This is a genomic window from Arthrobacter sp. MDT2-16 (assembly GCF_054510925.1).
In genome coordinates, this window is sequence record NZ_JBTNDP010000003.1 from 41,963 (window position 1) to 64,606 (window position 22,644).

At 70.7% G+C, this 22,644-nt stretch carries 25 protein-coding genes; 7 read left to right on the forward strand and 18 right to left on the reverse strand.

What is annotated here, in order from left to right; all coding sequences use genetic code 11:
• Window positions 1-9: 9 nt before the first annotated feature.
• A complete protein-coding gene (locus ACX80N_RS06805; protein WP_459338793.1) occupies window positions 10-312 on the reverse strand; it encodes a helix-turn-helix transcriptional regulator in 303 nt (100 codons plus the stop codon).
• 68 nt (window positions 313-380) lie between these two features.
• Here ACX80N_RS06805 and map point away from each other — a divergent pair, with 68 nt between their 5' ends.
• On the forward strand, window positions 381-1,154 hold the full coding sequence (gene map, locus ACX80N_RS06810; protein ID WP_459338794.1) for a type I methionyl aminopeptidase: 774 nt from the start codon (window positions 381-383) through the stop codon (window positions 1,152-1,154).
• Window positions 1,155-1,245: 91 nt separating this feature from the next.
• Here map and ACX80N_RS06815 read toward each other — a convergent pair whose 3' ends face one another.
• From ACX80N_RS06815 to ACX80N_RS06890, 16 genes are all read right to left on the reverse strand, one after another.
• Window positions 1,246-2,418 (reverse strand): flagellar hook protein FlgE, encoded by a 1,173-nt coding sequence (locus ACX80N_RS06815; protein ID WP_459338795.1) that lies wholly within the window; start codon window positions 2,416-2,418, stop codon window positions 1,246-1,248.
• A gap of 55 nt (window positions 2,419-2,473) precedes the next feature.
• The gene (locus tag ACX80N_RS06820; RefSeq protein WP_105032604.1) at window positions 2,474-2,905 is read right to left on the reverse strand and encodes a flagellar hook assembly protein FlgD; all 432 of its coding nucleotides are present in this window, start codon (window positions 2,903-2,905) and stop codon (window positions 2,474-2,476) included.
• A 15-nt stretch (window positions 2,906-2,920) separates the two neighbouring features.
• Complete coding sequence (locus tag ACX80N_RS06825) at window positions 2,921-4,360, reverse strand: flagellar hook-length control protein FliK (protein ID WP_459338796.1); 1,440 nt, start codon at window positions 4,358-4,360, stop codon at window positions 2,921-2,923.
• Window positions 4,357-5,142: a C40 family peptidase gene (locus ACX80N_RS06830; RefSeq protein WP_459338797.1), complete on the reverse strand. Its 786-nt coding sequence runs from the start codon at window positions 5,140-5,142 to the stop codon at window positions 4,357-4,359. Before ACX80N_RS06830 ends, ACX80N_RS06825 begins: the two co-directional genes overlap by 4 nt.
• Entirely contained in the window at window positions 5,139-5,573 is a 435-nt protein-coding gene (locus ACX80N_RS06835) for a flagellar FliJ family protein (RefSeq protein WP_459338798.1), read from the reverse strand. The genes ACX80N_RS06830 and ACX80N_RS06835 overlap by 4 nt, the downstream gene beginning before the upstream one ends.
• Window positions 5,573-6,889 (reverse strand): FliI/YscN family ATPase, encoded by a 1,317-nt coding sequence (locus tag ACX80N_RS06840; protein ID WP_459338799.1) that lies wholly within the window; start codon window positions 6,887-6,889, stop codon window positions 5,573-5,575. The genes ACX80N_RS06835 and ACX80N_RS06840 overlap by 1 nt, the downstream gene beginning before the upstream one ends.
• Window positions 6,886-7,488 carry a FliH/SctL family protein gene (locus ACX80N_RS06845; protein ID WP_105032599.1) on the reverse strand — a complete coding sequence of 201 codons (603 nt, stop codon included), beginning with the start codon at window positions 7,486-7,488 and terminating at the stop codon, window positions 6,886-6,888. Before ACX80N_RS06845 ends, ACX80N_RS06840 begins: the two co-directional genes overlap by 4 nt.
• Window positions 7,478-8,500 carry a flagellar motor switch protein FliG gene (gene fliG / locus ACX80N_RS06850; RefSeq protein ID WP_459338800.1) on the reverse strand — a complete coding sequence of 341 codons (1,023 nt, stop codon included), beginning with the start codon at window positions 8,498-8,500 and terminating at the stop codon, window positions 7,478-7,480. The genes ACX80N_RS06845 and fliG overlap by 11 nt, the downstream gene beginning before the upstream one ends.
• Window positions 8,497-10,137: a flagellar basal-body MS-ring/collar protein FliF gene (gene fliF, locus ACX80N_RS06855; protein ID WP_459338801.1), complete on the reverse strand. Its 1,641-nt coding sequence runs from the start codon at window positions 10,135-10,137 to the stop codon at window positions 8,497-8,499. The genes fliG and fliF overlap by 4 nt, the downstream gene beginning before the upstream one ends.
• Complete coding sequence (gene fliE, locus ACX80N_RS06860) at window positions 10,137-10,439, reverse strand: flagellar hook-basal body complex protein FliE (protein ID WP_459338802.1); 303 nt, start codon at window positions 10,437-10,439, stop codon at window positions 10,137-10,139. The genes fliF and fliE overlap by 1 nt, the downstream gene beginning before the upstream one ends.
• Complete coding sequence (locus ACX80N_RS06865) at window positions 10,439-10,831, reverse strand: flagellar basal body rod protein FlgC (protein WP_105032595.1); 393 nt, start codon at window positions 10,829-10,831, stop codon at window positions 10,439-10,441. Before ACX80N_RS06865 ends, fliE begins: the two co-directional genes overlap by 1 nt.
• Entirely contained in the window at window positions 10,831-11,172 is a 342-nt protein-coding gene (locus tag ACX80N_RS06870; protein ID WP_459338803.1) for a flagellar basal body rod protein FlgB, read from the reverse strand. Before ACX80N_RS06870 ends, ACX80N_RS06865 begins: the two co-directional genes overlap by 1 nt.
• A 125-nt stretch (window positions 11,173-11,297) precedes the next feature.
• Window positions 11,298-11,756: a hypothetical protein gene (locus ACX80N_RS06875; protein WP_459338804.1), complete on the reverse strand. Its 459-nt coding sequence runs from the start codon at window positions 11,754-11,756 to the stop codon at window positions 11,298-11,300.
• Window positions 11,749-12,186 (reverse strand): flagellar export chaperone FliS, encoded by a 438-nt coding sequence (gene fliS / locus ACX80N_RS06880; RefSeq protein WP_205753637.1) that lies wholly within the window; start codon window positions 12,184-12,186, stop codon window positions 11,749-11,751. Before fliS ends, ACX80N_RS06875 begins: the two co-directional genes overlap by 8 nt.
• Window positions 12,187-12,195: 9 nt before the next feature.
• Window positions 12,196-13,569: a flagellar filament capping protein FliD gene (fliD, locus tag ACX80N_RS06885; protein ID WP_459338805.1), complete on the reverse strand. Its 1,374-nt coding sequence runs from the start codon at window positions 13,567-13,569 to the stop codon at window positions 12,196-12,198.
• A gap of 157 nt (window positions 13,570-13,726) precedes the next feature.
• Window positions 13,727-14,557 carry a flagellin N-terminal helical domain-containing protein gene (locus ACX80N_RS06890; RefSeq protein WP_459338806.1) on the reverse strand — a complete coding sequence of 277 codons (831 nt, stop codon included), beginning with the start codon at window positions 14,555-14,557 and terminating at the stop codon, window positions 13,727-13,729.
• Window positions 14,558-14,867: 310 nt separating this feature from the next.
• Between ACX80N_RS06890 and ACX80N_RS06895 the strand changes: the two genes are divergently transcribed.
• The 6 genes from ACX80N_RS06895 (at window position 14,868) to ACX80N_RS06920 (ending at window position 21,643) form a co-directional block, all read left to right on the forward strand.
• Complete coding sequence (locus tag ACX80N_RS06895) at window positions 14,868-17,138, forward strand: putative bifunctional diguanylate cyclase/phosphodiesterase (protein ID WP_459338807.1); 2,271 nt, start codon at window positions 14,868-14,870, stop codon at window positions 17,136-17,138.
• Window positions 17,139-17,316: 178 nt separating this feature from the next.
• Window positions 17,317-18,339 carry a DUF808 domain-containing protein gene (locus tag ACX80N_RS06900; protein ID WP_105032588.1) on the forward strand — a complete coding sequence of 341 codons (1,023 nt, stop codon included), beginning with the start codon at window positions 17,317-17,319 and terminating at the stop codon, window positions 18,337-18,339.
• Window positions 18,340-18,510: 171 nt separating this feature from the next.
• Window positions 18,511-18,996 (forward strand): flagellar protein FlgN, encoded by a 486-nt coding sequence (locus ACX80N_RS06905; protein ID WP_105032587.1) that lies wholly within the window; start codon window positions 18,511-18,513, stop codon window positions 18,994-18,996.
• Window positions 18,997-19,003: 7 nt separating this feature from the next.
• Window positions 19,004-20,389 (forward strand): flagellar hook-associated protein FlgK, encoded by a 1,386-nt coding sequence (gene flgK / locus ACX80N_RS06910; RefSeq protein ID WP_105032586.1) that lies wholly within the window; start codon window positions 19,004-19,006, stop codon window positions 20,387-20,389.
• Window positions 20,390-20,399: 10 nt separating this feature from the next.
• Complete coding sequence (gene flgL, locus ACX80N_RS06915; RefSeq protein ID WP_459338808.1) at window positions 20,400-21,275, forward strand: flagellar hook-associated protein FlgL; 876 nt, start codon at window positions 20,400-20,402, stop codon at window positions 21,273-21,275.
• A complete protein-coding gene (locus tag ACX80N_RS06920; RefSeq protein ID WP_459338809.1) occupies window positions 21,272-21,643 on the forward strand; it encodes a flagellar assembly protein FliW in 372 nt (123 codons plus the stop codon). The genes flgL and ACX80N_RS06920 overlap by 4 nt, the downstream gene beginning before the upstream one ends.
• Before the next feature lie 117 nt (window positions 21,644-21,760).
• Here the strand turns inward: ACX80N_RS06920 and ACX80N_RS06925 are convergent, their stop codons facing one another.
• Complete coding sequence (locus tag ACX80N_RS06925) at window positions 21,761-22,600, reverse strand: aldo/keto reductase (protein WP_459338810.1); 840 nt, start codon at window positions 22,598-22,600, stop codon at window positions 21,761-21,763.
• Between the last annotated feature and the right edge of the window lie 44 nt (window positions 22,601-22,644).

Here is a 22,644-nt window from a genome sequence, read left to right on the forward strand (position 1 = left end):
GGCAGGCGCCTACGAGGCCAGCTGCCGGCGTGCACCGGATGCGGAATCCACGGCCTCGAGGCCGTCGTCGGTCCGGTTCATCTCGGCCCACACGTCATCGAGGGAGAGGCCGACGACGTCGGCGATCGCAGCGATGGTGGGGAAGGCCGGCGTCGCGACCCGGCCCGACTCGATCTTGCGGAGGGTCTCGGGTGAGACTCCCGCGTCCAGGGCGGTCTCCAGCATCGATCGCTCTCCCCTGGCCCGACGCAGGAGGATCCCGAGGCGCTGTCCGCGCTCGACGTCGGCCGGGGTGAGTGGCAGTCTGACCATGACCCCGAGTCTAGTCCTGGGATAGTATTACCGGGATAGTTATTGGTACTCATGGAAGCAGGCACCGCATGATCGAGATCCTCAGCCCCGCCGAGGTGGGCCGCGCGAGAGCCACGGGCGCCCTGGTCGCCGACATCCTGCAGGATCTCAGGAGCCGCGCCACCGTGGGCACGAACCTGCTGGACATCGACCGCTGGGCCCGGACCATGATCACCGAGGCGGGCGCACAGTCCTGCTACGTCGACTACGCGCCGTCCTTCGGCCGCGGTCCGTTCGGACACTACATCTGCACCTCCGTCAACGACGCCGTGCTGCACGGACTGCCGTTCGACTACGCCCTCGCCGACGGCGACCTGCTGTCCCTCGACCTCGCCGTGTCCCTGGACGGGGTGGTCGCCGACTCCGCGATCAGCTTCGTGGTGGGCGGCTCCGCGGACGAGGGAACTGCCGCGATGATCAGCGCGACGGAACGCGCGCTCGCGGCAGGGATCGCCGCCGCGCGCCCAGGCGCTCGCATCGGCGACCTCTCGCATGCCATCGGCTCGGTCCTCCACGAGGCGGGGTATCCGATCAACACCGACTTCGGCGGACACGGCGTCGGGTCCACCATGCACCAGGACCCGCACATCCCGAACACCGGACGTCCCGGGCGCGGCTACGAGCTGCGTCCCGGGCTGCTGCTGGCGCTGGAACCGTGGGTGATGGCGGACACCGCGTCGCTCATCACGGACGCCGACGGGTGGACGCTCCGCAGCGCCACGGGCTGCCGGACGGCGCACACGGAGCACACCATCGCGATCACCGACGACGGCGCCGAGATCCTCACCCTGCCCACCCGGTGATGCGTGACACTTCCTGGCCGGGCCCGCGCATGCCCGCCTGCAGGGGCGAGTTCCCGCTGACGGGCCACGGCCGGCCGGTGCCCGGGCCGGTCTAGCGTTTCAGGTTCGCGAGTTCCTGCAGCACCTCGTCGGAGGTGGTGATGATGCGGGCGTTCGCCTGGAAGCCGCGCTGCGCCACGATGAGGTTGGTGAACTCCTGCGAGAGGTCCACGTTGGACATCTCGAGCGTCCCGGCGTCGAGCGACCCGAGACCATTGGCGCCGGCGGCGCCGATGGCGGCGGCGCCCGAGTTCGCCGTCGCACGGTAGGAGGAGCCGCCCGCCTTCTCCAGCCCGGTCGGGTTCACGAAACCGGCGAGCGCCACGCGGCCGAGGGGCTGGCGGCTGCCGTTGCTGAAGGCGCCCACGAGGGTGCCGTCGGCCCCGACGGTGAAGGACTCGAGGGTACCGGCCGCGCGACCGTCGCCCTCCGAGATGGAGACGGTCTTGAGCTGGGCGAAGCCCGTGACGCCCGAGAGGTCGACGGCGATGCCACCCACCGCCACCGAGGAGCCCGCGGCGGCCTGGCCGTTGGGCAGCAGGAGCTCGGTGGCACCCGCCGCACCGTTGGCGTCCTGGCCCGCGACGGTCCAGCCCGTGGCCGAGCGCGTGAAGGTCAGGGTGAGGTCGCGGGCCGTGCCGTCCGCGCCGTACACCACCCTCTCCTGCAGGATCTGCGTGCCGACGGCCGCGTCCGCGGGGAGGTTGCCGGTGACGCGGGCCGTCGTCGTCGCCTGTCCCGGCGAGACGGCACCCTTCGGCATCCGCAGGTCTCCCACCGCGCCGCCCTCCTGAACGACGCCGTTGACGGCGGACCAGCCTTGCACGAGGGAGCCGTCGGGCGTGACGAGCCGACCGTCGGCGTCGGGTGTGAACGCGCCTGCCCGGGTGTAGAGGGTTTCGCCGCCGAGGCGCGTGATGAAGAAGCCGTCACCGGAGATCATCATGTCCGTGGCGCGGCCGGTGGCCTGGGCCGACCCCTGCGAGAAGTTGGTGACGATGCCTGCGACCTGCACGCCGAGGCCCACCTGGGCGGGGTTGGTGCCGCCGAGGGCCTCCTGCGGTGCGCCCGCGCCCTGGGTCAGCTGGGACAGCGTGTCCTGGAACTGGGTGGCGGAGGCCTTGAAGCCCGTGGTGTTGACGTTGGCGATGTTGTTGCCGGTGACGTCGAGCATGGTCTGGTGGGAGCGGAGCCCCGAGATGCCGGAGTAGAGCGAGCGAAGCATGATGGTGCCTTTCGGTGCGGAGTGCGGAGCAGAAGGGTCTGGTGAGGCTCGGGGGTCAGGGTGCGGCCGGGGCGGGCAGTGCGCCGACACCGGACACGAGGTCGAGGGCGATGCTCTTGCCACCGATGGTGACCGTGGGGACAGGGCCGCTGTAGGAGACCGCGGTCGCAAGACCGCGGGCCTCGACGCCGTCCAGCCCCGTATAGGAGACCTCGTTGCCGATGAGTGCGGCGGCCGAGGACCGCATCTGGAGGTGGAAGTTCTCCTCGCTCAGACCGGTCATCCGGGTGATCTTCTCCATCATGGCCAGCTGAGTGGTCTGGGAGATCATCTGGTTGGTATCCATCGGCGCGCTGGGGTCCTGGTTGCGCAGCTGGCTCACGAGCAGGGACATGAACACCTCGGAGTCCATGGCCTGCTGACGGGTGCCGGCGGCGGGTGTCACGGTGGGGGCGAAGGTCGCGGACGCGACCGGATCTATGGGCATGGGTGTCCTTCCGGATCAGGCGAAGAGGTCGAGGGTCGAGGTGCCCGGGATCGGGCGGCCCGTCCAGGGGGTGGCGGTCGGGGTCCGGTTCTCCGCGGCCGGAGAGCGCCGTCCGGTGTCCTCCCGCGCCCGGTCCCTGCCGTCATCCGGCGTGCCGGTGCCGAGGTCCAGTGATGCGGACAGGCCCGACGACGACGCCTCCCGCCGCAGGTCCGGCAACGCCTGCTTGAGCGCCTCGCGGCCGCCGTCCGTCGCGGAGAAGAACTCGATCCGCGCTCCGTCCGGGGAGAGGCTGGCGCGGATGGTGATGGGGCCGAGGTCTTCCGGCGCCACGGTGACGGTGATGGTGCTCGTCCCGCCCGGCGTGTCCGCCGCCGCCTGGGCGAGCGCGAAAGCGGGACCGCCGAGTTGCTGCGGCAAGGGAGCGGCGGATTGCCGTGCGGGCGCGTGAGCGTCGGCGGCACCGACGACGGCGGACGGGACCTGCTGCACGGGCAGGTCGGCCCGGGCGGCCGGAGGCAGCTGGACGGGGTCCGTGTGCCCGACGGTTTCGGCAAGGGGGGCGGCGGAGGTCGACGAGCCGGCAGCCGGCATCCCTCCGGGTGCGGGTTGGTGCGGCTCGCCCTGCCCTGTCGCCGCGTCGTCGGCGACCACCTCACCCGCTGACGATGGGGCGTGCGCGCCGGACGTGCCGAGCGCTCCGCCCGTCGGTAGGGCCACGGCAGCGGCACCCGCTCCGGCCACCTCGAGCGGGGCCGCCGTCATCCCCGCCTGCTCACCTGCCCCGGGGATCCCTGGAGTGGCGGGAATGTGCGTCGTTGCGGATGCGAGGGCCTGCCGGCCCGCCGTGGCCGCCGCAGGTCCCGGGGACGTCTGGGTCACCGTGCCCGCCGTGCCCGCCGTGTCGGCCACGGAGCTCACCGTGCCTGGCGCTCCCAGCGACACCGACGGGCCGGCCGACGGCGGACCGTCCCGGCGTGCGGGTGCCTGCCCGGGCGTCGACGGGACGACGCCGGAGGCTTCCGACGACGCCGCGGTCGGGGCGCCGGATGCCTCCGACGAGCCCGTCAGGGCCGGTGCTGACCCCTGCGGTGCGGCCGGTGCGGCCGGTGCGGACTGCGCGGCCTGCGCGTCGATGGACGGCGTGAACGCACCGGTGGATCCGAGAACGCTGCCCGGGGAGCCTGATTTCGTAGGGATCCCGGGCTGTGCCGTCGCCACTGCGCCGGACGCGGAGGCAACCGACGACGCGGCGGCATCGGCAGGATCGCCCTGCGCTCCACCGGCTGCCTCAGCGGCATCGGACGAGCGGTCCGGACGCTCCGCGTGCCTGCGGAAGGCATCACCGAACGACGCCGCTGGGGACCCGCCGTCGCGGCCTCCAGCTGCCGGACGGATGGAACGGATCGCGTCGCGGGGAGCGGCCGCGATCGGCTGACCCTGAACCGGGCTCATCGTGCCATGCTCGCGAGGAAGGCGGCCTGCGCGGCGTACGCCTCATCGGCGGGACCCGTGGCGGCCGGGGGCGTGAGGGCTGCCGGCGCCATGGACGCCGAACCTGCGGGAGCCTCCGGCAGGATGCGGCGGATGGTGGTGATGTTCGCGTCCGTCTCCCACATGTCGCGCACGGCGACGGTCTGGCCCGGCTGCGGTGCGTCGATGGCCTTGCCGCCCCCGAGGTACATGGACACGTGCCCGCCGTCGTGGCTGAACAGCAGGTCACCGGGCTGTGCCTGGGCGAGGGACGGGACGTGCACGCCGGCGTTCATCTGGTCCCACGTCACGCGGGGCAGCTGGATGCCGATGTCCGCGTAGGCACGCTGCACGAAGCCGGAGCAGTCGAGGCCCGATGCCGGGTCGGTACCGCCCCAGACATACGGGATGCCCTCGTACGACCGGGCTGCCTCGATGAGACGCGCTGCGTCGCCCGAGGCCGGCACGGGCAGGGGCACGGGCGTCGGGCTCGGGGCTGCGACGGGAGCGGTGACCGGGGTGCTCGGTGCGAGGCCGGGATCGGTGACGCCGGCGAGCGCCTCGGCGAAGAGGTCCGCCGTCGCCCCCGGCGCGGCGGTGGGGCTGCCTGCAGAGGTGCCTGTCGTGGCGGTACCGGCCGGGGTCGTGGAGGCGCTGCCGGTCGTGGAGGCGCTGCCGGCCGCGGCACGTGCCGCCGGTACGGCGAGCAGGGTGAGGGTGGACTGGATCTGCTGGATGCGGCCTACCGCGTCGGTGATAGTCATGCCCTGTCTTTCCCTGTGTGCTGGAGTCTGCCGGCGGAGGCGATCTCGTCGAGGACCAGTTGCTCGGCGCCGAGCAGCGCGGTCGCCTCGGCCTCGCTGTGCCGCGCCTCCAGCTTCTCGAGGCCCATCGTCGCGGCCCGGGCTCCCCGGTAGGTGGTCTGCGCGTGTTCCTGCTCCGTGAGCAGCCGGGCCTCGAGCGCCTGCAGATCGGCGAGCATGCTGCGGGCCGATGCGCGGGCTGCCGCCACCGCGTGCAGCGATGCCGCTCCGGCCGGATCGAGGTCCGTGCCGCCGAGGGCGCCGCTGACGCCCTCGGTGCGGGTCCGCGAGGCACGCAGTCGCTCGTTCGCCGCGGCGAGCGAGCCGGCGGCCTCGTCCTCGCGCAGCTGCCGGAGCCGGAGCAGGCCGGCCAGGGGGAACTGTCGTGCCATCAGATGACTCCCATCGACGCGGTCAGGTGGGCGAGGCGGTTCCACGCCTCACCGAACGGGGTCTGCTCGTCCATGCGCTGCTGCAGGAAGGCGTTCACGGCGGCCTCGTGGTCCACCGCGGCGTCCACGAGCGGGTTGGAACCGCGATGGTAGGCGCCGACGTCGATGAGGTCCTGGGCGGCCTTGCGTGCGGCCAGGGCCCGGCGCAGCACCGAGGCGGTCCCCGCCTGCTCCCGGGTCGTGACGCGGGAGGCCACCCGGGAGATCGAGGCGAGCGGGTCGATGGACGGGAAATGCCCGGCGACCGCCAGCTTGCGGTCGAGCACCACGTGGCCATCGAGGATGGAGCGTGCGGCGTCGGCCACCGGCTCGTTGTGGTCGTCGCCATCCACGAGCACCGTGTACATGCCGGTCACGGAACCCGTGGCCCCCGTCCCTGCCCGTTCGAGGAGCTGGGCGAGCAGCGAGAAGGTCGACGGCGGGTAGCCGCGTGTCGCGGGAGGCTCGCCGACGCTGAGGCCGATCTCGCGCTGGGCCATGGCCACGCGTGTCAGCGAGTCCATCATCAGCATGACGTCGGAGCCCTCGTCGCGGAACGCCTCGGCGATCCGGGTGGCCACGAAGGCCGCGCGCAGGCGCAAAAGCGCGGGCTCGTCCGACGTCGAGACCACCACGATGGATCGGGCCAGGCCTTCCGGGCCGAGATCGTCCTCGAGGAACTCGCGGACCTCGCGGCCCCGCTCCCCCACGAGCGCGATCACGGAGACGGCGGCGTCGGTCCCGCGCGCGATCATCGACAGCAGCGAGGACTTGCCGACGCCGGACCCCGCGAACAGGCCCATGCGCTGCCCGCGCCCCACGGTGGTGAGCGTGTCCATCACGCGGACGCCGAGCTGCAGGGGCTCGGTGATGCGGGTGCGTTGCAGCGCGGGGGGCGGGGTGTTGCCGAGGGACACCCACGTCACGTCGGTGAGGGGCCCCCGCCCGTCGATGGGGCGGCCGACACCGTCGAGCACGCGGCCGAGCAGTCCCCGACCCACCGGCACCCGCAGGGGCCTCCCCTGGGCACGCACGGGAGCGCCGGCCTGGATGCCTGCGAGGTGGGCGTAGGGCATGCAGCGCAGCCCCGTCAGCGAGGCGGCCACCACCTCGGCGTCCACGGGGGTGTCGTCGCCGATCGTCACGAGGTCGCCGATGGCGCAGTCGAGGCCCACGACGTCCACCCCGAGGCCGACGACGGACGCCACGCGGCCCACACGCTGGGGCGCTGCGGCGGTCCGGGCGAGCCGGAGCACTTCGTCGAGCGCGAGCGTCACGCCGTGGCCCCGGACAGGGCGGAGCGGACCCGTGCGAGGGCCGTCCCGAGGCGCGCGTCGATCGAGCCGTCGGGGCACTCCGCGACGGCGTCCCCCCGCTGCAGCGCGGCATCGGGGACGAGGTCGACACCCGTGGGCACGATGCCGGGTCCGAGCAGGTCAATATCGGCGGGGTGCAGCCGGACGGCGCGCACCTCCTCCCCATCCGCGGCCGCCAGGGCACGCTCGACGGCGGCGCGGGCGGAGGACGGACCGTCCTGCAGCGCATGCCCGAGGAGTGCCTCGGTGATGCCGAGGGCGGCGTCGAGGATGCGCGTCCGGGCGTGGTCCAGCACCGGCGCGGTCCGCGCGTCGAGCGCCCGTGCGGCGGCGTCGAGGACGCGGAGCCGCTGCGCGAGGAGCGCGTCCGCGTGCGCGCGGGCGGCGGCATGCTCGGCGTCGAGCCGTGCCCGGTGCTCCGCGAGTTCGGCGCGGGCGAGGACCAGCCCGTCGGCGTAGCCCGCGGCGTGCCCCTGCGTGACGGCGGCATGGTGCGCCGCCTGGCCCGAGCCGGGCCCGAGCCGCGGGAAGGCGACGGGGGTCAGTGCGTCAGTCGACATACTCGTCCTCGTCCCCGCGCTGGATCGTAATGGTCCCCTGCGCCTCGAGATCGCGGATGGCACGCACCACCTCGGCGCGGGCCTCCTCGACCTGCGACATGCGGACCGGCCCGACGGCGCGGATCTCGTCATCGAGGACCTCCCGGTTGCGCTCGGAGACATTGGCACGGATCACGGTCACCACGGCCTCGGCGGCACCCTTCATCGCCAATGCGAGCACGGCGGAGTCGATGCCGCGCAGTACCTGCTGCACGTCGCGGCGCTCCAGGTTGACGATGTCGGCGAAGGTCAGCATGCGGGCGCGGACCTCCTCGGCGAGTGCCGGGTCGCGGTGCTCCAGGCCGTCGAGCAGCGCGCGTTCGGTGCCGATGTCGGCGCGGTTGATGATGTCCACGAGGGGCTGGATGCCGCCGATGGCCGACACGCCCTGGCGCGGCGCGGCGACGGCGCCTGCCCTGATCTTGATGCTGTCGGCCACGATGGACACGGCTTCGGGTGTCGCGGAACCCATGGTCGCGATGCACTGGGCGACGTCGGTGCCGGTGTCCTGGTTCAGCCCGGCGAGGACGGTCGATGCGCGTTCGGGTCGGAGGTGCGCGAGGACCAGGGCGATGGTCTGCGGCAGTTCGCCCTCGAGCACGGTCTGGATCTGGCCGGGTTCCACGCTGTCGAGGAACTCAAAGGACTTGCCGGCCGCGGTCGAGGCCAGGCGCCCCACCACGCCTGCCGCGCGCTCCGCGCCGAACGAGGTCTCGAGGAGACCGATCGCCACGTCCATGCCGCCGCGGGTCCGGCGTCGGCCGCTGGTGCTGAGTTCGTGGAACTCGGCGAGCGCCTCCTCGGCAGCAGCGGGTTCCACCCGGCGCAGGCGCACGATCTCCGCGACGATCTCCTCGGCCTCGGCCTCGGACATCTGCTTGAGGACCTCCGCGGCGCGGGCCTGGTCCAGCTGCATGAGCACCATGGCGGCCTTCTGCGTCCCGGTCGCGGCGGTCCGCGCGAGGGTGCTCATACGCTCTGCCTGTCATCCATCATGCTGCGCAGGAACTCGGCCGTCTTCGCCGGATCCTGTGTTGCGAGGGCGTCGACCTCTGCACGCATGCGCTCGAGGTCGGACTCCGCCGATCCGGCCAGCAGGGCGTTCTGCACCGCGGCGACGTCGATCGTGGTGGTGTTCGGGGCGGGCTCCAGGGGGGTGAGGAGCGCGACGGCCGGATCGAGGGCGGGCGTGCCGGGACCGGGCAGGGCCGGGTACACGCCCTGCAGCTCGCCGAGGTCCAGCGGTTCGCGCCGCTGCCTGCGTGACCGGCGGGCGTAGACGATGAGCGCCACGATGGCGACGAGGAGGATGGCCGCCACGATGGACAGGGTGCGGATGAGCTCCGCGCGCTGCTGTTCCGCCCGCGCCGCCTCGGCCTCGGCGAGGGCATCCGCCGCGGCGTCGGCACCCGCCTCGTTGAAGGGCAGTTCCTCGACCGTCACCACGTCCCCGCGAGCCGCGTCGATCCCCGCGGCACCGGAGACGAGGGCCGTCAGCGCGGCCACGTCCATGTTGGCCGTGGCGCCCTGGTTGACGGCCACGGAGACGGTCTGCCGGTTGATGCCTCCGGCGGGCACGGTGGTGGACTCGGTGGTCTTGTTCACGGCGTTGTTACGCGTGCTGGTCTCGGAATTGAAGGTGCCGTCGCCGTTCGCGCCGCCTTCGGGCACCGCGATGTTGTCCGGTCCGAGGATGCCGGCATTGCCTCCGCCGGCGCCCTCGTACGCCTCGGTGGTAGTGGACTCGTTGAGGGCGGGCGCGTTGTCCGGCGTCGTGAAGCTCTCCTCGACGCGCTCGGCGCTCTCGAGCTTCATGTCTGCTGCCACGGCCACCGTCGCGTTGCCGACGCCGACCACGCGGTCCAGCATCGCCTGCACCGACGCACCGATGCGCTGCTCGTAGTCGGAGGCCTGCTGGTCGCTGCCGCCGGTCGCGCCGACGCCCACGGCGGAGAGCACGCGGCCCTCGGCGTCGATCACGGCGACGTCGGCGGCGTCCATACGGTCGATCGAGGCGGAGGTGAGGTGGGTGATGGCCTGCACCTGGTCGCTCGAGAGCGTGGCGCCGGGGCTGGTCTCGACGAAGACCGACGCCGTCGGCTTGCCCTGCTCCGCGACGAAGACGGTGTCCTCGGGGATGGCGAGGCGCACGGTGGCGGTCTTGACGCCGTCGATCGCGGAGACGGTGGCGGCGAGTTCTCCCTCGAGGGCGCGCTTGTACGTGGTGGACTGCTGGAACTCGGAGGACGTGACGCCCATGTCGTCGAGCAGGGAGTAGCCGCCGGTGGACGACGACGGGAGGCCTGCCGAGGCCGCCTTGATCCGCTGGTCGTACACCGACTCCTCGGGCACGAGGATGGTGCCGCCGCCCTCGGTCAGCTCGTACGGCACGCCGTCGGTCTGCAGCTGGTCGACGATGGTGCTGGCGTCCTCCCCGCCGAGCCCTGAGAACAGCGGCGTGTAGGAGGGCTTCGACAGCCAGGACGTGAGTGCGATCCCGCCGAGCACGAGCACCGCGACGCCGATGATGGCGATGGTGCGCTGGGCGATGGTGAAGCTCTTCGCGGCATCCCCGAGACGGGTGGCGGCGGTGGACAGCGGCGTGGGCATCAGGCCTGCATCCTCATGATCTCGTTGAAGGCGTCAACGCCCTTGTTCCGGACGGCGGCGACGAGCTCGAGCGTCACCTGGGCACGCGTGGAGGCGAGCGTGGCGTTGTGGATGTCGGTCAGGTCGCCGGTGACGGCCTGCACGGCGAGTCCGTTCGACGCCGACTGCAGGCCCTGCAGGTTGTCCACGGCGGAGGTGAGCGAGGTGGCGAACCCCTCGCCACCGGCATCGGACACGGCACCGACGGACGGCAGGTAGGAAGTGGCGGCGGGCTGGACCGCGCCGATCGCGGGAACGGGCATCAGGACCGTCCAATCTGGAGGGCGGCCTCGTAGGTGGCCTTGGCGCGGTCGACGACGGCGGCGTTCGCCTGGTAGCCGCGCTGCGCCATGATGAGCTGGCCCATCTGGGCGCTCATGTCGATGTCGGGGTAGCGGACGTAGCCGTCCTCGTCCGCGAGGGGGTGGTCGGGCTGGTGGACCAGTCGGCCCTCGGCGCTGCCGAACTCGGCCCCGGCCACGTAGGCGCCCTGGCCGTTCTCGTCCGCGCGTGCCGTGATGTAACGCTGCTGGAAGGCCGTGCCGTCGGTGGAGGTGACGGTGTTGGCGTTGGCCATGTTGTCCGAGACGGCGTCGAGCCATTTGCGGTGCAGGGTGAGGCCGGTGCCGGAGATCCCGATCGCGTCGAAGGTCATCAGGAGGTCCTCAGGGCTGTGCGGATGCTGGTGAAGGGGCCCTCGACGGCGCGCGCCGCGAACTGGAAGCGCAGGACGGTGTCGATGTTGGAGAGGGTCTCGGTGTCCAGGTTGACGTTGCTGCCGTTCAGCCGGGTCGGTTCGAGGGAGACGTCCGTGGTGGCCTGCACGCTGCCGCCGCCCCTCGCGACCGAGCGCGCGAGGGAGTCCTCGAAGCTGACGCGCTGGGCCTGGAAGCCGGGGGTGTTGACGTTCGCGATGTTGTTCGCTGTGACGCGCTGGCGCAGGGCGAGCCCATCGAGGGCGCTCCGCAGGGCGAGCGAGGACACGGAATCGAGCACGACGGCAGAACCTCTTCTGAACAAGGTCGAGCGGCCGATCCATGGCCTGGGGGTGAGCGATCCGTGCTCACCGGCAACTATCGGATGGCGCTCGGCCACCCGTTAGGAGCCCGTGGGGAGAAGTTTCAGCCCGTCACATCGAGGTAGACGGCGGACTGCCGCGGAGCTGTCGCGGCCCGGACCGAGCCGAGCGCGGCCCGGTGGCGGCGCAGCGTGTCGGCATCCGCGGCGAGGCGGGACAGGACGGCCACCTGGCGTTCGCGGATGCGCCGCGCCCGTGCCAGGAGGGCGTCGGGGATCGGGCTCTCGAGGCGCGGCGGCGCCCAGCTCCCGGCGACGGCGTACCGGGCGAGGGCGGGAGCCATGCGACCCGGGGCTGGATCGTGGGCTCGATCCGCAGCCGTCGCCTCATCGATCGCGGCTCCGAGCGCCAGCGCGTCCGTCATCCCGTCCATGGTCCCGACCGTGGCGGAATCGAGGGCTGCCTCCAGGTCATCGAGTACGGCGGTCCAGGCCTCCAGTGCGGCGTCGCGCTCCATCCCCTCGAGGGCTTCCGCTGTGGTGCTCGGGGCCTCGTCAACCAACGCCGAGGACTCCGAGGGCCCGCGGGGCGCCCTGGTCCTGGGCGACGGCGGCCGGCCGGCCGGCCCACGCGGCCTCGTGCCACGCCTGCCGCAAGGGCTCGAGGATCTCGGCGCACTCCGCCGTCTTTGCGCAGTCCCGCCGGGTATTGGCTTCCATCAGGGTCTGCCGCACATAGGTGTAGAGGGACATCAGCCCTGCAGCCCCGTCCCAGACGTCCGTGCGCAGCGAGGACATCAATTCGCCGACGATGTCCTGGGCGTGCAGCAGATTCTGGGACGCGACGTTCCAGTCCCCTGCCTCCTGGGCTGCCCCGGCGCGCGCGAGGTCGAGCAGCAGCCGGTCGTAGAGCATGGTCAGCAGCCCGGCTGGGGTCGCCGAGAGGACGGCGTCCTGCACGTACTGCGACCGCTTGGCCTGGTATCCGTTCATCTGCAGCATCTAGAGCCCGCTTCCGGTGGGGAGGCCTGCCAGCTGGGATGACAGCCAGTCCCCCTGTGATTGGAGTTGTGAGAGTTGGACCTCGAGCGCGGAGTAGGTGCGCTCGAGCGCGCTCCGGCGCTTCTCGAGCCGCTGGTCCCAGCCGGACACCTGGTCGTTGAGGTTTCGGACCGTCGATTCCTGGCTCTTGATGCGGCTCGTCAGCTCGCCGTCGTACTTGTCCGAGGCCGCCTTGCCGGCCTCCGCGACGCGCGTCGACAGCTGGGTGAGTGCGTCCTTCACGGCGGCCGGGTCCTTGGCGAGCGCGGCGGCGAACTTCTCGGCGTCGAACTCGACGGTCCCGGAGCGCGTCAGTGTGATACCGAGCTCCGACGTCGACCTGCCGTTGATGGGCGCCGTCGCCGCCGTGAGCATCGACTGGGTGATCCCACGGACGGCGCTGTCGCCGGTGAACCTGCCCGCCGTCGGCGCGGCGCTGGCCGTCGCGCCTGGCGTGACCTTCGTGTTGGCCTCCACGAAGGAGAAGACACCCCGCAAGGCGTCCACGAGCTCCTTCGCCTTCGTGGAGGTGGCCTCGGCATCACGGGAAACTGTGACGGACACCGGGTCGGTGGTGGTCTTGGCGACGGTGACGGAGACGCCGGGGAGGATGTCCGTGAAGGTGTTCGATGACGACGTGAGAGTCTGCTCGGCGGCGGTACCGCCCCAGAGGACCACCTCGGCGTCCTGTGCTGCGCGGACGGTGGCCGCTCCCGTCTCGGCGAAGAGGTCGGTCGCGGTGCCGGCGGTGATATCGGCCGCGGTTCCGCGGAACACATCGAAGCGATGCTCGGCACCGGGCTCCTGCGCGGTGAACTGGAGCCGGTACTGCTGCACGCCGCCGAGGGTCCCGGCGCTGACCTTCGTGGCGGTGATGCCGACATCGGCCTTGTTCACCTGGGCGACGACGTCGTCGAGTGTTCCGGTGGTGGCGATCTCGGTGGTGGTCCCGTCCTTCGCCCGCAGGGTGAGCGTGGAGGCCTCCGCGGAGAAGGCCGTCATGGCCGCCGTGACGGAGGACTGGGAGGAAGCGAGCTGCTTGACGGTGAAGTCGAGGGTGCCGGCGCCGGCGGAGGACGTCGCGGTGGCGGTGGCGGCGTCGGAGCTGCTGGCCACCTTGTAGAGGTCGAGGGCCAGGGGTTTGGCGGTCTTGGTCGCGAGCTCGGTCAGGGAGCTCAAGCGGGTGTTCAGCTGCTGCAGGGCGGTGATGAAACCCTGCGTCGCGGTGGCCTTGGCCTTGAGGAGCGTCTGCGGGCGGGCTTCCAGCTGCATGAGCTGGTTGATCATGTTCGTGGTGTCCAGCCCGCTGGCGATGCCGTCGATGGAGAACGCCATGGGTTACCTCTCGGGTGGGGCTGGAACGTGCTGCTGATTCGACTGCAGGTTCATCTGCGAATTCCTCGGGGCTTTTCGCGGCGAATGCGCGGTGGCGGGACCTCTCGGTCCAGGATCGGTCCCGCCACCGTGCACCTTTCGCCTACGAGCTCACCGTCTAGCGGAGGAGCTGCAGGACACCCTGGTTCATCTGGTTGGCCTGGGCCAGCATCGCGGTACCGGCCTGCGAGAGGATGTTCGAACGGGTGAAGTCCGCCATCTCCTTCGCCATGTCGGTATCCGTGATGCGGGACTTGGCCGCTGAGAGGTTCTCCTGCGAGACGTTGATGCTGTTGATCGCCGACTCGAAGCGGTTCTGCACGGCACCGAGCTCGGAGCGCGACTTGGAAACAGCCGTGATCTGAGTGTCCAGTGCGGCAATCGTCGTCAGGGCGTTCGCCGCAGAATCGAAGTTCAGGCCGCCAACAGTGGTACCCAGAGTCGAGATATTTGCACCCTTGAGGTCGACACCGATCTGATCGTTCGCCGCGGTGCTTCCTGCACCCACCTGAAAGGTGAGGTCAGCGCTACCGTCGAGAAGCTTGGTGCCGTTGAAGTTCGTCGAGTTGCCGATTCGCGTCAGCTCTTCGGACAGCGCGGTGACCTCGGCCTTGATCGCGTCGCGTGCATCTGCGTTGTTCGAGTCGTTGCCCGACTGCACCGCCAGGTCACGGACACGCTGCAGGATGCTGTGGACCTCGGTCAGCGCACCTTCAGCGGTCTGGACCACGCTGATGCCGTCCTGGGCGTTGCGGGCTGCAACTCCCAGACCACCGATCTGCGAGCGCAGGCCCTCGGAGATCGCCAGGCCGGCGGCGTCGTCGGCTGCGCGGTTGATGCGGAGACCGCTGGACAGCTTCTCGAGCGACTTGGACATATCGCCCTGGGTGCTGGAGAGGTTGCGGTATGCGGTGTTGGCTGCGGTGTTGGTGTTGATCTGGAAACCCATGATGTATTCCTCCGTGAAAGGGCTGCTACCGCAGGCCCATCCATGGGCCTGCAACCGTAGCTATCGGAGGTCCTGCAGCCGATGTTAGGACTCGAAGCAACTTTCTTTCCCGGCCTGCCCGAAAAGCTGCGAACACACGCAAGGTAGCCCAAGGTTTCGTCGTGGGTTGGGGTGCAGCAGGGCGGATCGGGGATGGGGCCCGTGCAGCCGCCCTAGGCTTTTTCCCTGGTCAGGGTCCTGATCTTTCGAGGGAAGGAAGTGCAGGGTGCCTGCTGTTACCCGTAGTGCCAGTGGTGATGGCTCAGCTCCCGTGCGAGCGCGGGTCGATGCCTCCCGCGTCCTCGTCGTCGGAACGGTCGTCGCCTTGCTGGCCTACCTCGTCGCCGTCCTGTTCGGCGACCTGTTCGGTGTCCTGTTCGGCGACCGGGTCCGGTCCGACCTGCTCGGCGCGTGGCTGGGCATCGTCGTGGAACTCGCTGCCGTGGCCGTGTGCGTCGGCGCGGTGTACAGGACGCGACGCCGGTGGCAGATCCTGCTCGGCACGGCGGCCGTCGTCGTCTACACCGCAGGGGATCTCATCTACCTCGCGTCGCTGGACGGACAGCAGGCCCTCGCCGTGGTGTCGGTCGCGGATGTGGCGTATCTCGCCTTCTACCCCTTGATGCTCGGGACGCTCGCGATGACGGTGCGCAAACTGAAGGGCGTGGCCTGGCCGTTGCTGCTGGACAGCGTGGTGGGTGCATTCGCCGCCGCCGCCGTCATGGCTCTGGTCCTCGCGCCGCTCCTGCGTTCCGGGGCAGGGGGCGGCACGACGTTCGAAGTAGTCGTCGCTGTGGTCTACCCGCTCCTGGATCTCCTGCTGATCACGGCCGTCGGTGGCCTGCTGGCCTCCCGCGGGCTCGATCTCGGGCCGCGTTGGCCACTGCTGATCATCGGCCTGATCCTCTTCTCCGCCGCGGACGTCGCCTTCGCCCTGGGGATGCCGGACTACGCTGTCGGGTCGGTCGTCGACGCCGGCTGGATCATCGGGGTCGTCGGCATCGCCCTCTGGATCGACGGCGTCGCACGAGCCGGCACGGACTCCCGCCAGCGTGACCGCGGGCTGCCCACCCACACCATCCTGATGGTGTCCACCCTGTCGGCGCTCGCAGTCCTGATCATCGGGTGCCAGGTACCCATCCCGCTCCTCGCCCAGATCCTCGCCGCTCTCACCCTGCTCCTGGCAGCGGTACCTCTCGTCTTCCGGAACCGCGTGCTGGGGATCCTCGCCACCACGGACGACCTCACAGGGCTCCCGAACCGCCGGGGGCTGGTCGCCGACCTTCCTGGACGGGTGGGCGGGGACCGCTTCGGTGCCCTGCTCTTCCTGGACCTCGACCGCTTCAAGGACGTCAACGATGCGCTGGGACACGACGTCGGGGACGCCCTCCTCGTCCTGGTCGGCGAACGCTTCGCCCGGCAGGTGCGACCCGGCGACCTCTTCGCCCGCCTGGGCGGGGACGAGTTCGCGGTGTTCCTCGACAGCGTGTCCCGGGAGGAAGCCCTCGCCGTGGCCCGCCGACTTGAAGCGGAGCTCGACCAGCCGATCCAGGTCGGCACGGCCTCGCTGAAGGTCAGCGTCAGTATCGGTATCGCGCTCACCCCGGACAACGGCACCGATATCACCCTGCTGATGCGCAAGGCGGACATCGCCATGTTCCGGGCCAAGTCGGACCGCAGCGGGCACCACCTCTACAGCTCCGTGGACGACGACGGCGGCGCACGGAAGCTGAGGACCCTGCAGGAACTGCGACTGGGACTCGCCGAGGGCCAGTTCGAGTTGCACTACCAGCCCAAGGTGCACCTGGCGGACGACTCCGTGACCAGCGTCGAGGCCCTGATCCGGTGGAACCATCCCCTCCTCGGGCAACTTCCGCCGACGTCGTTCCTGCCCCTCGCGGAAGAAGCGGGCCTGATGCCCGCGATCTCCGCGCTCGTGCTCGAGGAGGCGGTGGCGCAGGTGGCCCGGTGGCGTGCCGACGGGATGGCGATCAGCGTTGCCGTGAACCTGTCCGGATCCTGCATCCAGGAAGGGCTGCCCCGGCAGATCCGCATCCTCCTCGAACAGCACGGCCTCCCACCGGAGTGCCTCGTGCTGGAGATCACGGAGGACATGCTCATGCGGAACCCGACCGATGCGGCGAAGATCTTCGCGCGGCTCCGCGCGAAGGGCATCCAGATCTCGATCGACGACTTCGGCACCGGATACAGCTCCCTGGCGTACCTGCGCGAGCTCCCTGCCGACGAACTCAAACTGGACCGATCCTTCATCACCGCCATGCGCTCGGATCGTCGCGCCCATGGCCTCGTGGGCTCGATCATCGACCTGGCACACAGCCTGGACCTCCGGGTGGTCGCCGAAGGAGTGGACAACGGGGAGACTCAGGTGGAATTGCGGGCCCTGGGATGTGATGTCGCCCAGGGCTTCCACTTCTCCAGACCACTGCCGGCGGCTGCGGTGATGCCGTGGATCATCGCTTACCCCGCGGCCACGAGCAAGGAACAGGGGCCCGCCGGCCAGGTACTGCAGCTGCCGGTCTGACCCGCACGGTCGGGTCGGCTGCTGCAGCGCCCGAATGCAAGGGCCGCCGCACCCGGGCAGATCCCGGGTCTCCCCGTCGGCGGAATGTCCCGCCGTATACTTCGACCATGCCGAATCCGCGCCCCGACCGTTGGGTCCACGCTCTGAAGTCCGCTCCCGCACAGCTCGGAGGCGAGCTGTGAGCGGCGGCCTCGTCGCCCTGCTCGACGACGTCGCAGCCATCGCCCGTATAGCTGCCGCCTCGGCGGACGACGTCGCTGCCGGGGCCGCGAGGGCGGGGGTCAAGGCCGCCGGTGTGGTGATCGACGACGCCGCCGTCACCCCGCAGTACGTCTCCGGGGCGGATCCGTCCCGCGAACTGCCGATGATCAAGCGGATCTTCTGGGGCTCGCTGCGCAACAAGCTGCTGATCATCCTGCCGGCGCTGCTGCTCATCAGCGCCTTCGTCCCGGGCATCATCCCGTTCATCCTCATGCTGGGCGGTACCTACCTGTGCTACGAGGGTGCCGAGAAGGTGTGGCACAAGCTCCGCGGCCACCACGCGGCCGAGAAGGCCCCGGCGGTCGAACGCGGACCGGAGGCCGAGGCGAAGGTCACCAAGGGTGCCATCACCACAGACTTCATCCTCTCCTGCGAGATCATGGTCATCTCGATGAACGAGGTGGCCGACGAGTCCCTGTGGGCCAAGGCCCTCATCCTGGTCGTCGTCGCACTGGCGATCACGGTGCTCGTGTACGGCGCCGTCGGACTGATCGTCAAGATGGACGACATCGGTCTGCACCTGACCACCAAGGACTCCGCCGGCGCGCAGCGCCTCGGCGGGCTGCTCGTGCGGGGAATGCCTTCCGTGCTGACCGTGATCACCGTCGTCGGCACGGTCGCCATGCTGTGGGTCGGTGGCCACATCATGCTGCAGGGCGTCTACGACCTCGGGTGGCATGCGCCGTACGACCTCGTCCATGTCCTCGAGCACCCCTTCGCAGGCGTCGCGGTGGTGGGCGGCTTCCTGGCCTGGCTCGTGAACACCCTGTGCTCCGCGATCCTCGGCTTCGCCTGGGGCTCCGTCGTCATGGCCGTGGTGCACCCGCTGCTGAAGGCGCTCCCGTTCGGGAAGAAGGGAGAGCACGAGGGAGGCGATATCCGCGCTGCGGTCGCCGGACACCGGCCGGGGAAGGACCACGCGGACCCGGCTTCCCACTGATCCGCGCGCAGGTTCTCCTGCGACGCCTCCTGGTCGACGCGCGGCCCGCATCCGGGCTTCGGTGCGAGCGATCGAGCCGACGCGCTCAGGGACATCGCTAACGCCACAGCGGCCGATGCCGATAGTTCTTCCTGTTCCACAAGTCTGTGACACCGGGAAGGAGGTGGGACGGTGAGTCCCCAGGATCTGTCCGCCCTGCTGTGGCAGGAACGTGAACTGCTCGAACTCCTCGTCTTCAAGCTCGAGGAGGAGCAGCTGCTGCTCACTTCCGGCAAGACCCGCTGGCTGCAGCACGCCACCCGCGAGGTGGAGCAGGTGCTCGAGCGCCTGCGCGACATCGGGCTGGCCCGGGCGGTGCACGCCTCCGGCGTCGCCGCCGCGTGGGGCCTCGATGACGGCGCGACGCTCCGCGAACTGGCCGCGGTGGCCCCCGAGGGACCCTGGCAGGAACTGCTCTCCGCGCACCTGCAGGCCATGACCGTCCTGGTCGCCCAGATCGGCGCGCTGCGCGACACCAACCAGCAGTTCCTGAGGGCGGCCAGCCGGTCCACCCAGGAGACCCTCGCCGGGATCGGCACCGGGACGGGCACGTACGCCGCCGACGGCGCCGCCCTGCAGGGAGCCGGACAACCCACCCTCCTCGACAAGGATCTGTGACGGGACGATGAGCACATTCAGCGGACTGACCACGGCCTACTCCGGGCTCGCCGCCGCCCGCGCCGGCCTCGACGTCACCGGGCAGAACATCGCCAACGCGACCACGCAGGGGTACACGCGCCAGCGCCTCGAGACCTCCGCCGCCGCGCCGGTGCGTCCGACACTCTTCAGCACCGGCACGCGCTCGGGCGAGGGCGTGCTCGTCCAGGGCATCGCCCGCCTCGGTGATGCGCACCTCGAAGCACGTGTCCGCATCACCGCCGGGGCCGCCGGTTACACGAGCGTGCGCGCCCAGGCCTACTCCGCGCTCGAGGACGGCCTGAAGGAGCCCGGCACCACCGGTGTGTCAGACTCCCTGCAGAAGTTCTGGGCGGGCTGGCAGGGCGTCTCCAACCAGCCCGAGAAGGACGCCCCGGCGTCGGCGCTCCTCGCGGCGGCAGGGCAGCTCACCTCCCGGATCGCCGCGGGCTACCGCGAGGTCGAGCAGCAATGGGCGACGGTCCGCTCCTCGGCGACCGGCCTCGTCGCGGAGGTCAACGACGCCGCTGCCCAGGTCGCCGACCTGAACCGGCAGATCCGCTCCAGCGTCGCCGCCGGCGCCCCGGCCAACGAGCTCGTGGACCGCCGCACCACCCTGACGGCGACGCTCGCCGGACTGACCGGGGCCACGGTCCGTGACAATCCCGACGGCACAGCCGACGTCCTGCTGGCCGGCAACCCGCTCGTCGCGGGCACCACCGCGCGCGCCCTGCAGGTCACCGGGCCCATCCAGCTCGGCGGTGCCGGCGCCGTCCAGGTGGAATGGACCCACCGGCCCGGCGCCCCGGCCGGCGTGGAGAGCGGCGAACTCGCGGCCACGCTCTCGCTCCTCGCCCCCGCCGAGGCGGGCGGCGCCCTCGCCCAGGCGGCCGACGGGTACGACGCCTTCGCGGCGACACTCGCCGACCAGGTGAACGCCCTCCACAGCGGCACGGGCAAGGGCCCGTTCTTCGCCCACCAGCCGGGCCGCCCCGCGGCCTCGCTCACCGTCCTGCCGACCCGCCGCGAGGACCTCGCCGCGGGCGCTCCCGGATCGGGCGCCCATGACGGCTCGGTGGCCGACGCGATCTCGGGGATCGGCACCGGGGCGGGATCGCCCGACGCCGTCTGGTCCGCCTTCGTCACGGGTCTCGGCGCCGCCGCGCGCGCCGAACTGCAGGGAAACGCCCTCGCCGAGGTGTCCGCGACCACCGCACTGCAGCAGCAGCTCGGCGCCACATCGGTCAGCATGGACGAGGAGCAGGTCAACCTGCTGCAGTACCAGCACGCATACCAGGGCGCAGCACGCGTGATGACGGCCGTCGACGAGATGCTCGACGTCCTCATCAACCGCATGGGAATCGTAGGACGGTAGAAGAGCCATCATGATCACACGTGTCACCAACCAGACCATGCTCCACGGGGCGCAGCGTTCCCTGCAGGCGAACCTCGCGCGTCTTGCGGACCTGCAGGAGAAGGCGTCCAGCCAGAAGGCCATCGCCCGCCCGTCGGATGATCCTGCCGCGGCCGCCGAGGCCCTGCGCGTCCGCGCCGAGATGAGCGCCACCACCCAGTACGGCCGCAACATCTCCAACGGCGAAGGCTGGCTGACCCAACTCGAGAATGCCATGACGACGTCGAAGCGGGCGCTGGACCGCGTGAACGACCTCACGCTGCAGGGCTCCAACTCCTCCCTGCCACCCGCCGCGCGCGAGGCCCTCGCCCTCGAGGTCGAGTCGCTGCGCTCCGAGCTCACCACGCAGGCCAACGCGACCTACGCGGGCCGTTTCCTCTTCGCGGGGAACGCCGACACGGCCGCCGCCCTCGCGCCGGACCTCACGTTCGCGGCCGGAGGGACGGTCGAGCGCAGGGTAGGACCCCATGAGACCGTCCGCGTCGACGCGGACGGGGCGGCCGTCTTCGGGAGCGGCAGCGCCTCGGCCTTCGCCCTGCTGGACGGCATCGTCGCGGACCTGCGCGCCGGCAAGGACGTGTCGGCCCACCTCGCGCCACTGCAGCAGCGCATCCAGGACCTCACAGCCCACCACAGCGAGATCGGCACACGGCACGCGCGCCTGCTCGAAGCGAAGGATGCCGTCGCCGACGCATCGCTGGCACTCGAAGGAGAACGCGCCGCCGTGGAAGACGTAGACCTCGCGTCCATCATCCTGGACCTCAGGCTGCAGGAGACCGCCTACCAGGGTGCGCTCGCCGTCTCGGCCCGCGTGCTGCAGCCCTCCCTCATGGACTTCCTGCGATGAGGGCCGCGTTCGTCACGCCCCCACCGGGCCTCGCACCGCTCACGGACTTCCACCTCGAGGAGGTCACGGGCGCCCAAGGACTCTTCACCCTCACCGCCGCCGAGGAGCCTGCCGTGCGTCTGTTCCTCCTCGACGCCGCGACGTACGTGCCCCACTACAGCCCGCGCCTGTCCGAGGCTCAGCGCGAGGTCCTAGGACCCGACGTGCCCGAGGCCCATCTGTTCGTCGTCGCCAATCCCGGTCCGGGCGGCACCAGCGTGAACCTGGCTGCGCCGATCGTCGTCGACCTCGGGACGGGACGCTGCGCCCAGCTGATCCTCGAGGGGACCGACTACCCCCTCCGGGCTGCGCTGGCCCAGGCCGCCTGAGGCCCGGCACCACCACGAGAAGAGCCGCCCGGCAGTGCCGGGCGGCTCTTCTGGTCGATGACGCGTATCCACGCACCCGCCGCAAGCACCCAGGGGGCGCGAGCGGGCCGGGAATGGTTAGGCGAAGTCCGACGTGGCGGGATCGGCACCGATACGGCCGGCAGCACCCTTGTCCAGGCCGTTGATCGCCTCGACGTCCTCGTCCTCAAGCTTCACGTCGAGCGATTCCCAGTTCTCGATGATGCGCGACTCCGTGACGGACTTGGGGATGACCACGTTGCCGAGCGCGAGGTGCCAGGCGAGGACCACCTGGGCGGGGGTGGCGTTGCGCTTGCCGGCGATGTCCTGCAGCACGGCGTCGTCGAGCAGTCCCTTACCGGACCCGAGGGGCGACCACGACTCGTGCAGGATGCCCTTCTCCGCCTCGAAGGCGCGCAGTTCGGCCTGGTTCAGGTAGGGGTGGGTCTCCACCTGGTTGATGACCGGGACCACGCCGGTCTCGTCGATGATCTCCTTGAGCGCTTCGGTGGTGAAGTTCGAGACGCCGATGCTCTTCACGCGCCCCTGCTTCTGCAGCTCGATGAACGCCTTCCACGTGTCCACGTACTTGCCCTGCTTGGGCTGGAGCCAGTGGATGAGGTAGAGGTCGAGCGTCTCCAGTCCGAGCCGCTCCATGGACTCGTCGAACGCCTTGAGCGTGCTCTCGTAGCCCTGGTCAGCGTTCCACAGCTTGGTGGTGATGAACATCTCGTCACGGCTCAGGCCCGACGACGCGATCGCGCGTCCCACGCCCGCTTCGTTCCCGTAGATCTTGGCGGTGTCGATGTGGCGGTAGCCGGCCTTGAAGGCCTTGCCCACGACGTCCTCGGCGACATTGTCCTCAACCTGCCACACGCCGTACCCGAGCTGGGGGATCGTGAGGCCGTCAGTGAACGTAAGGTTTGGTGATGTAGTCATATAGGCGGGAACTAACGGGGAGACCTGTTTATTTCTGTTTCCGC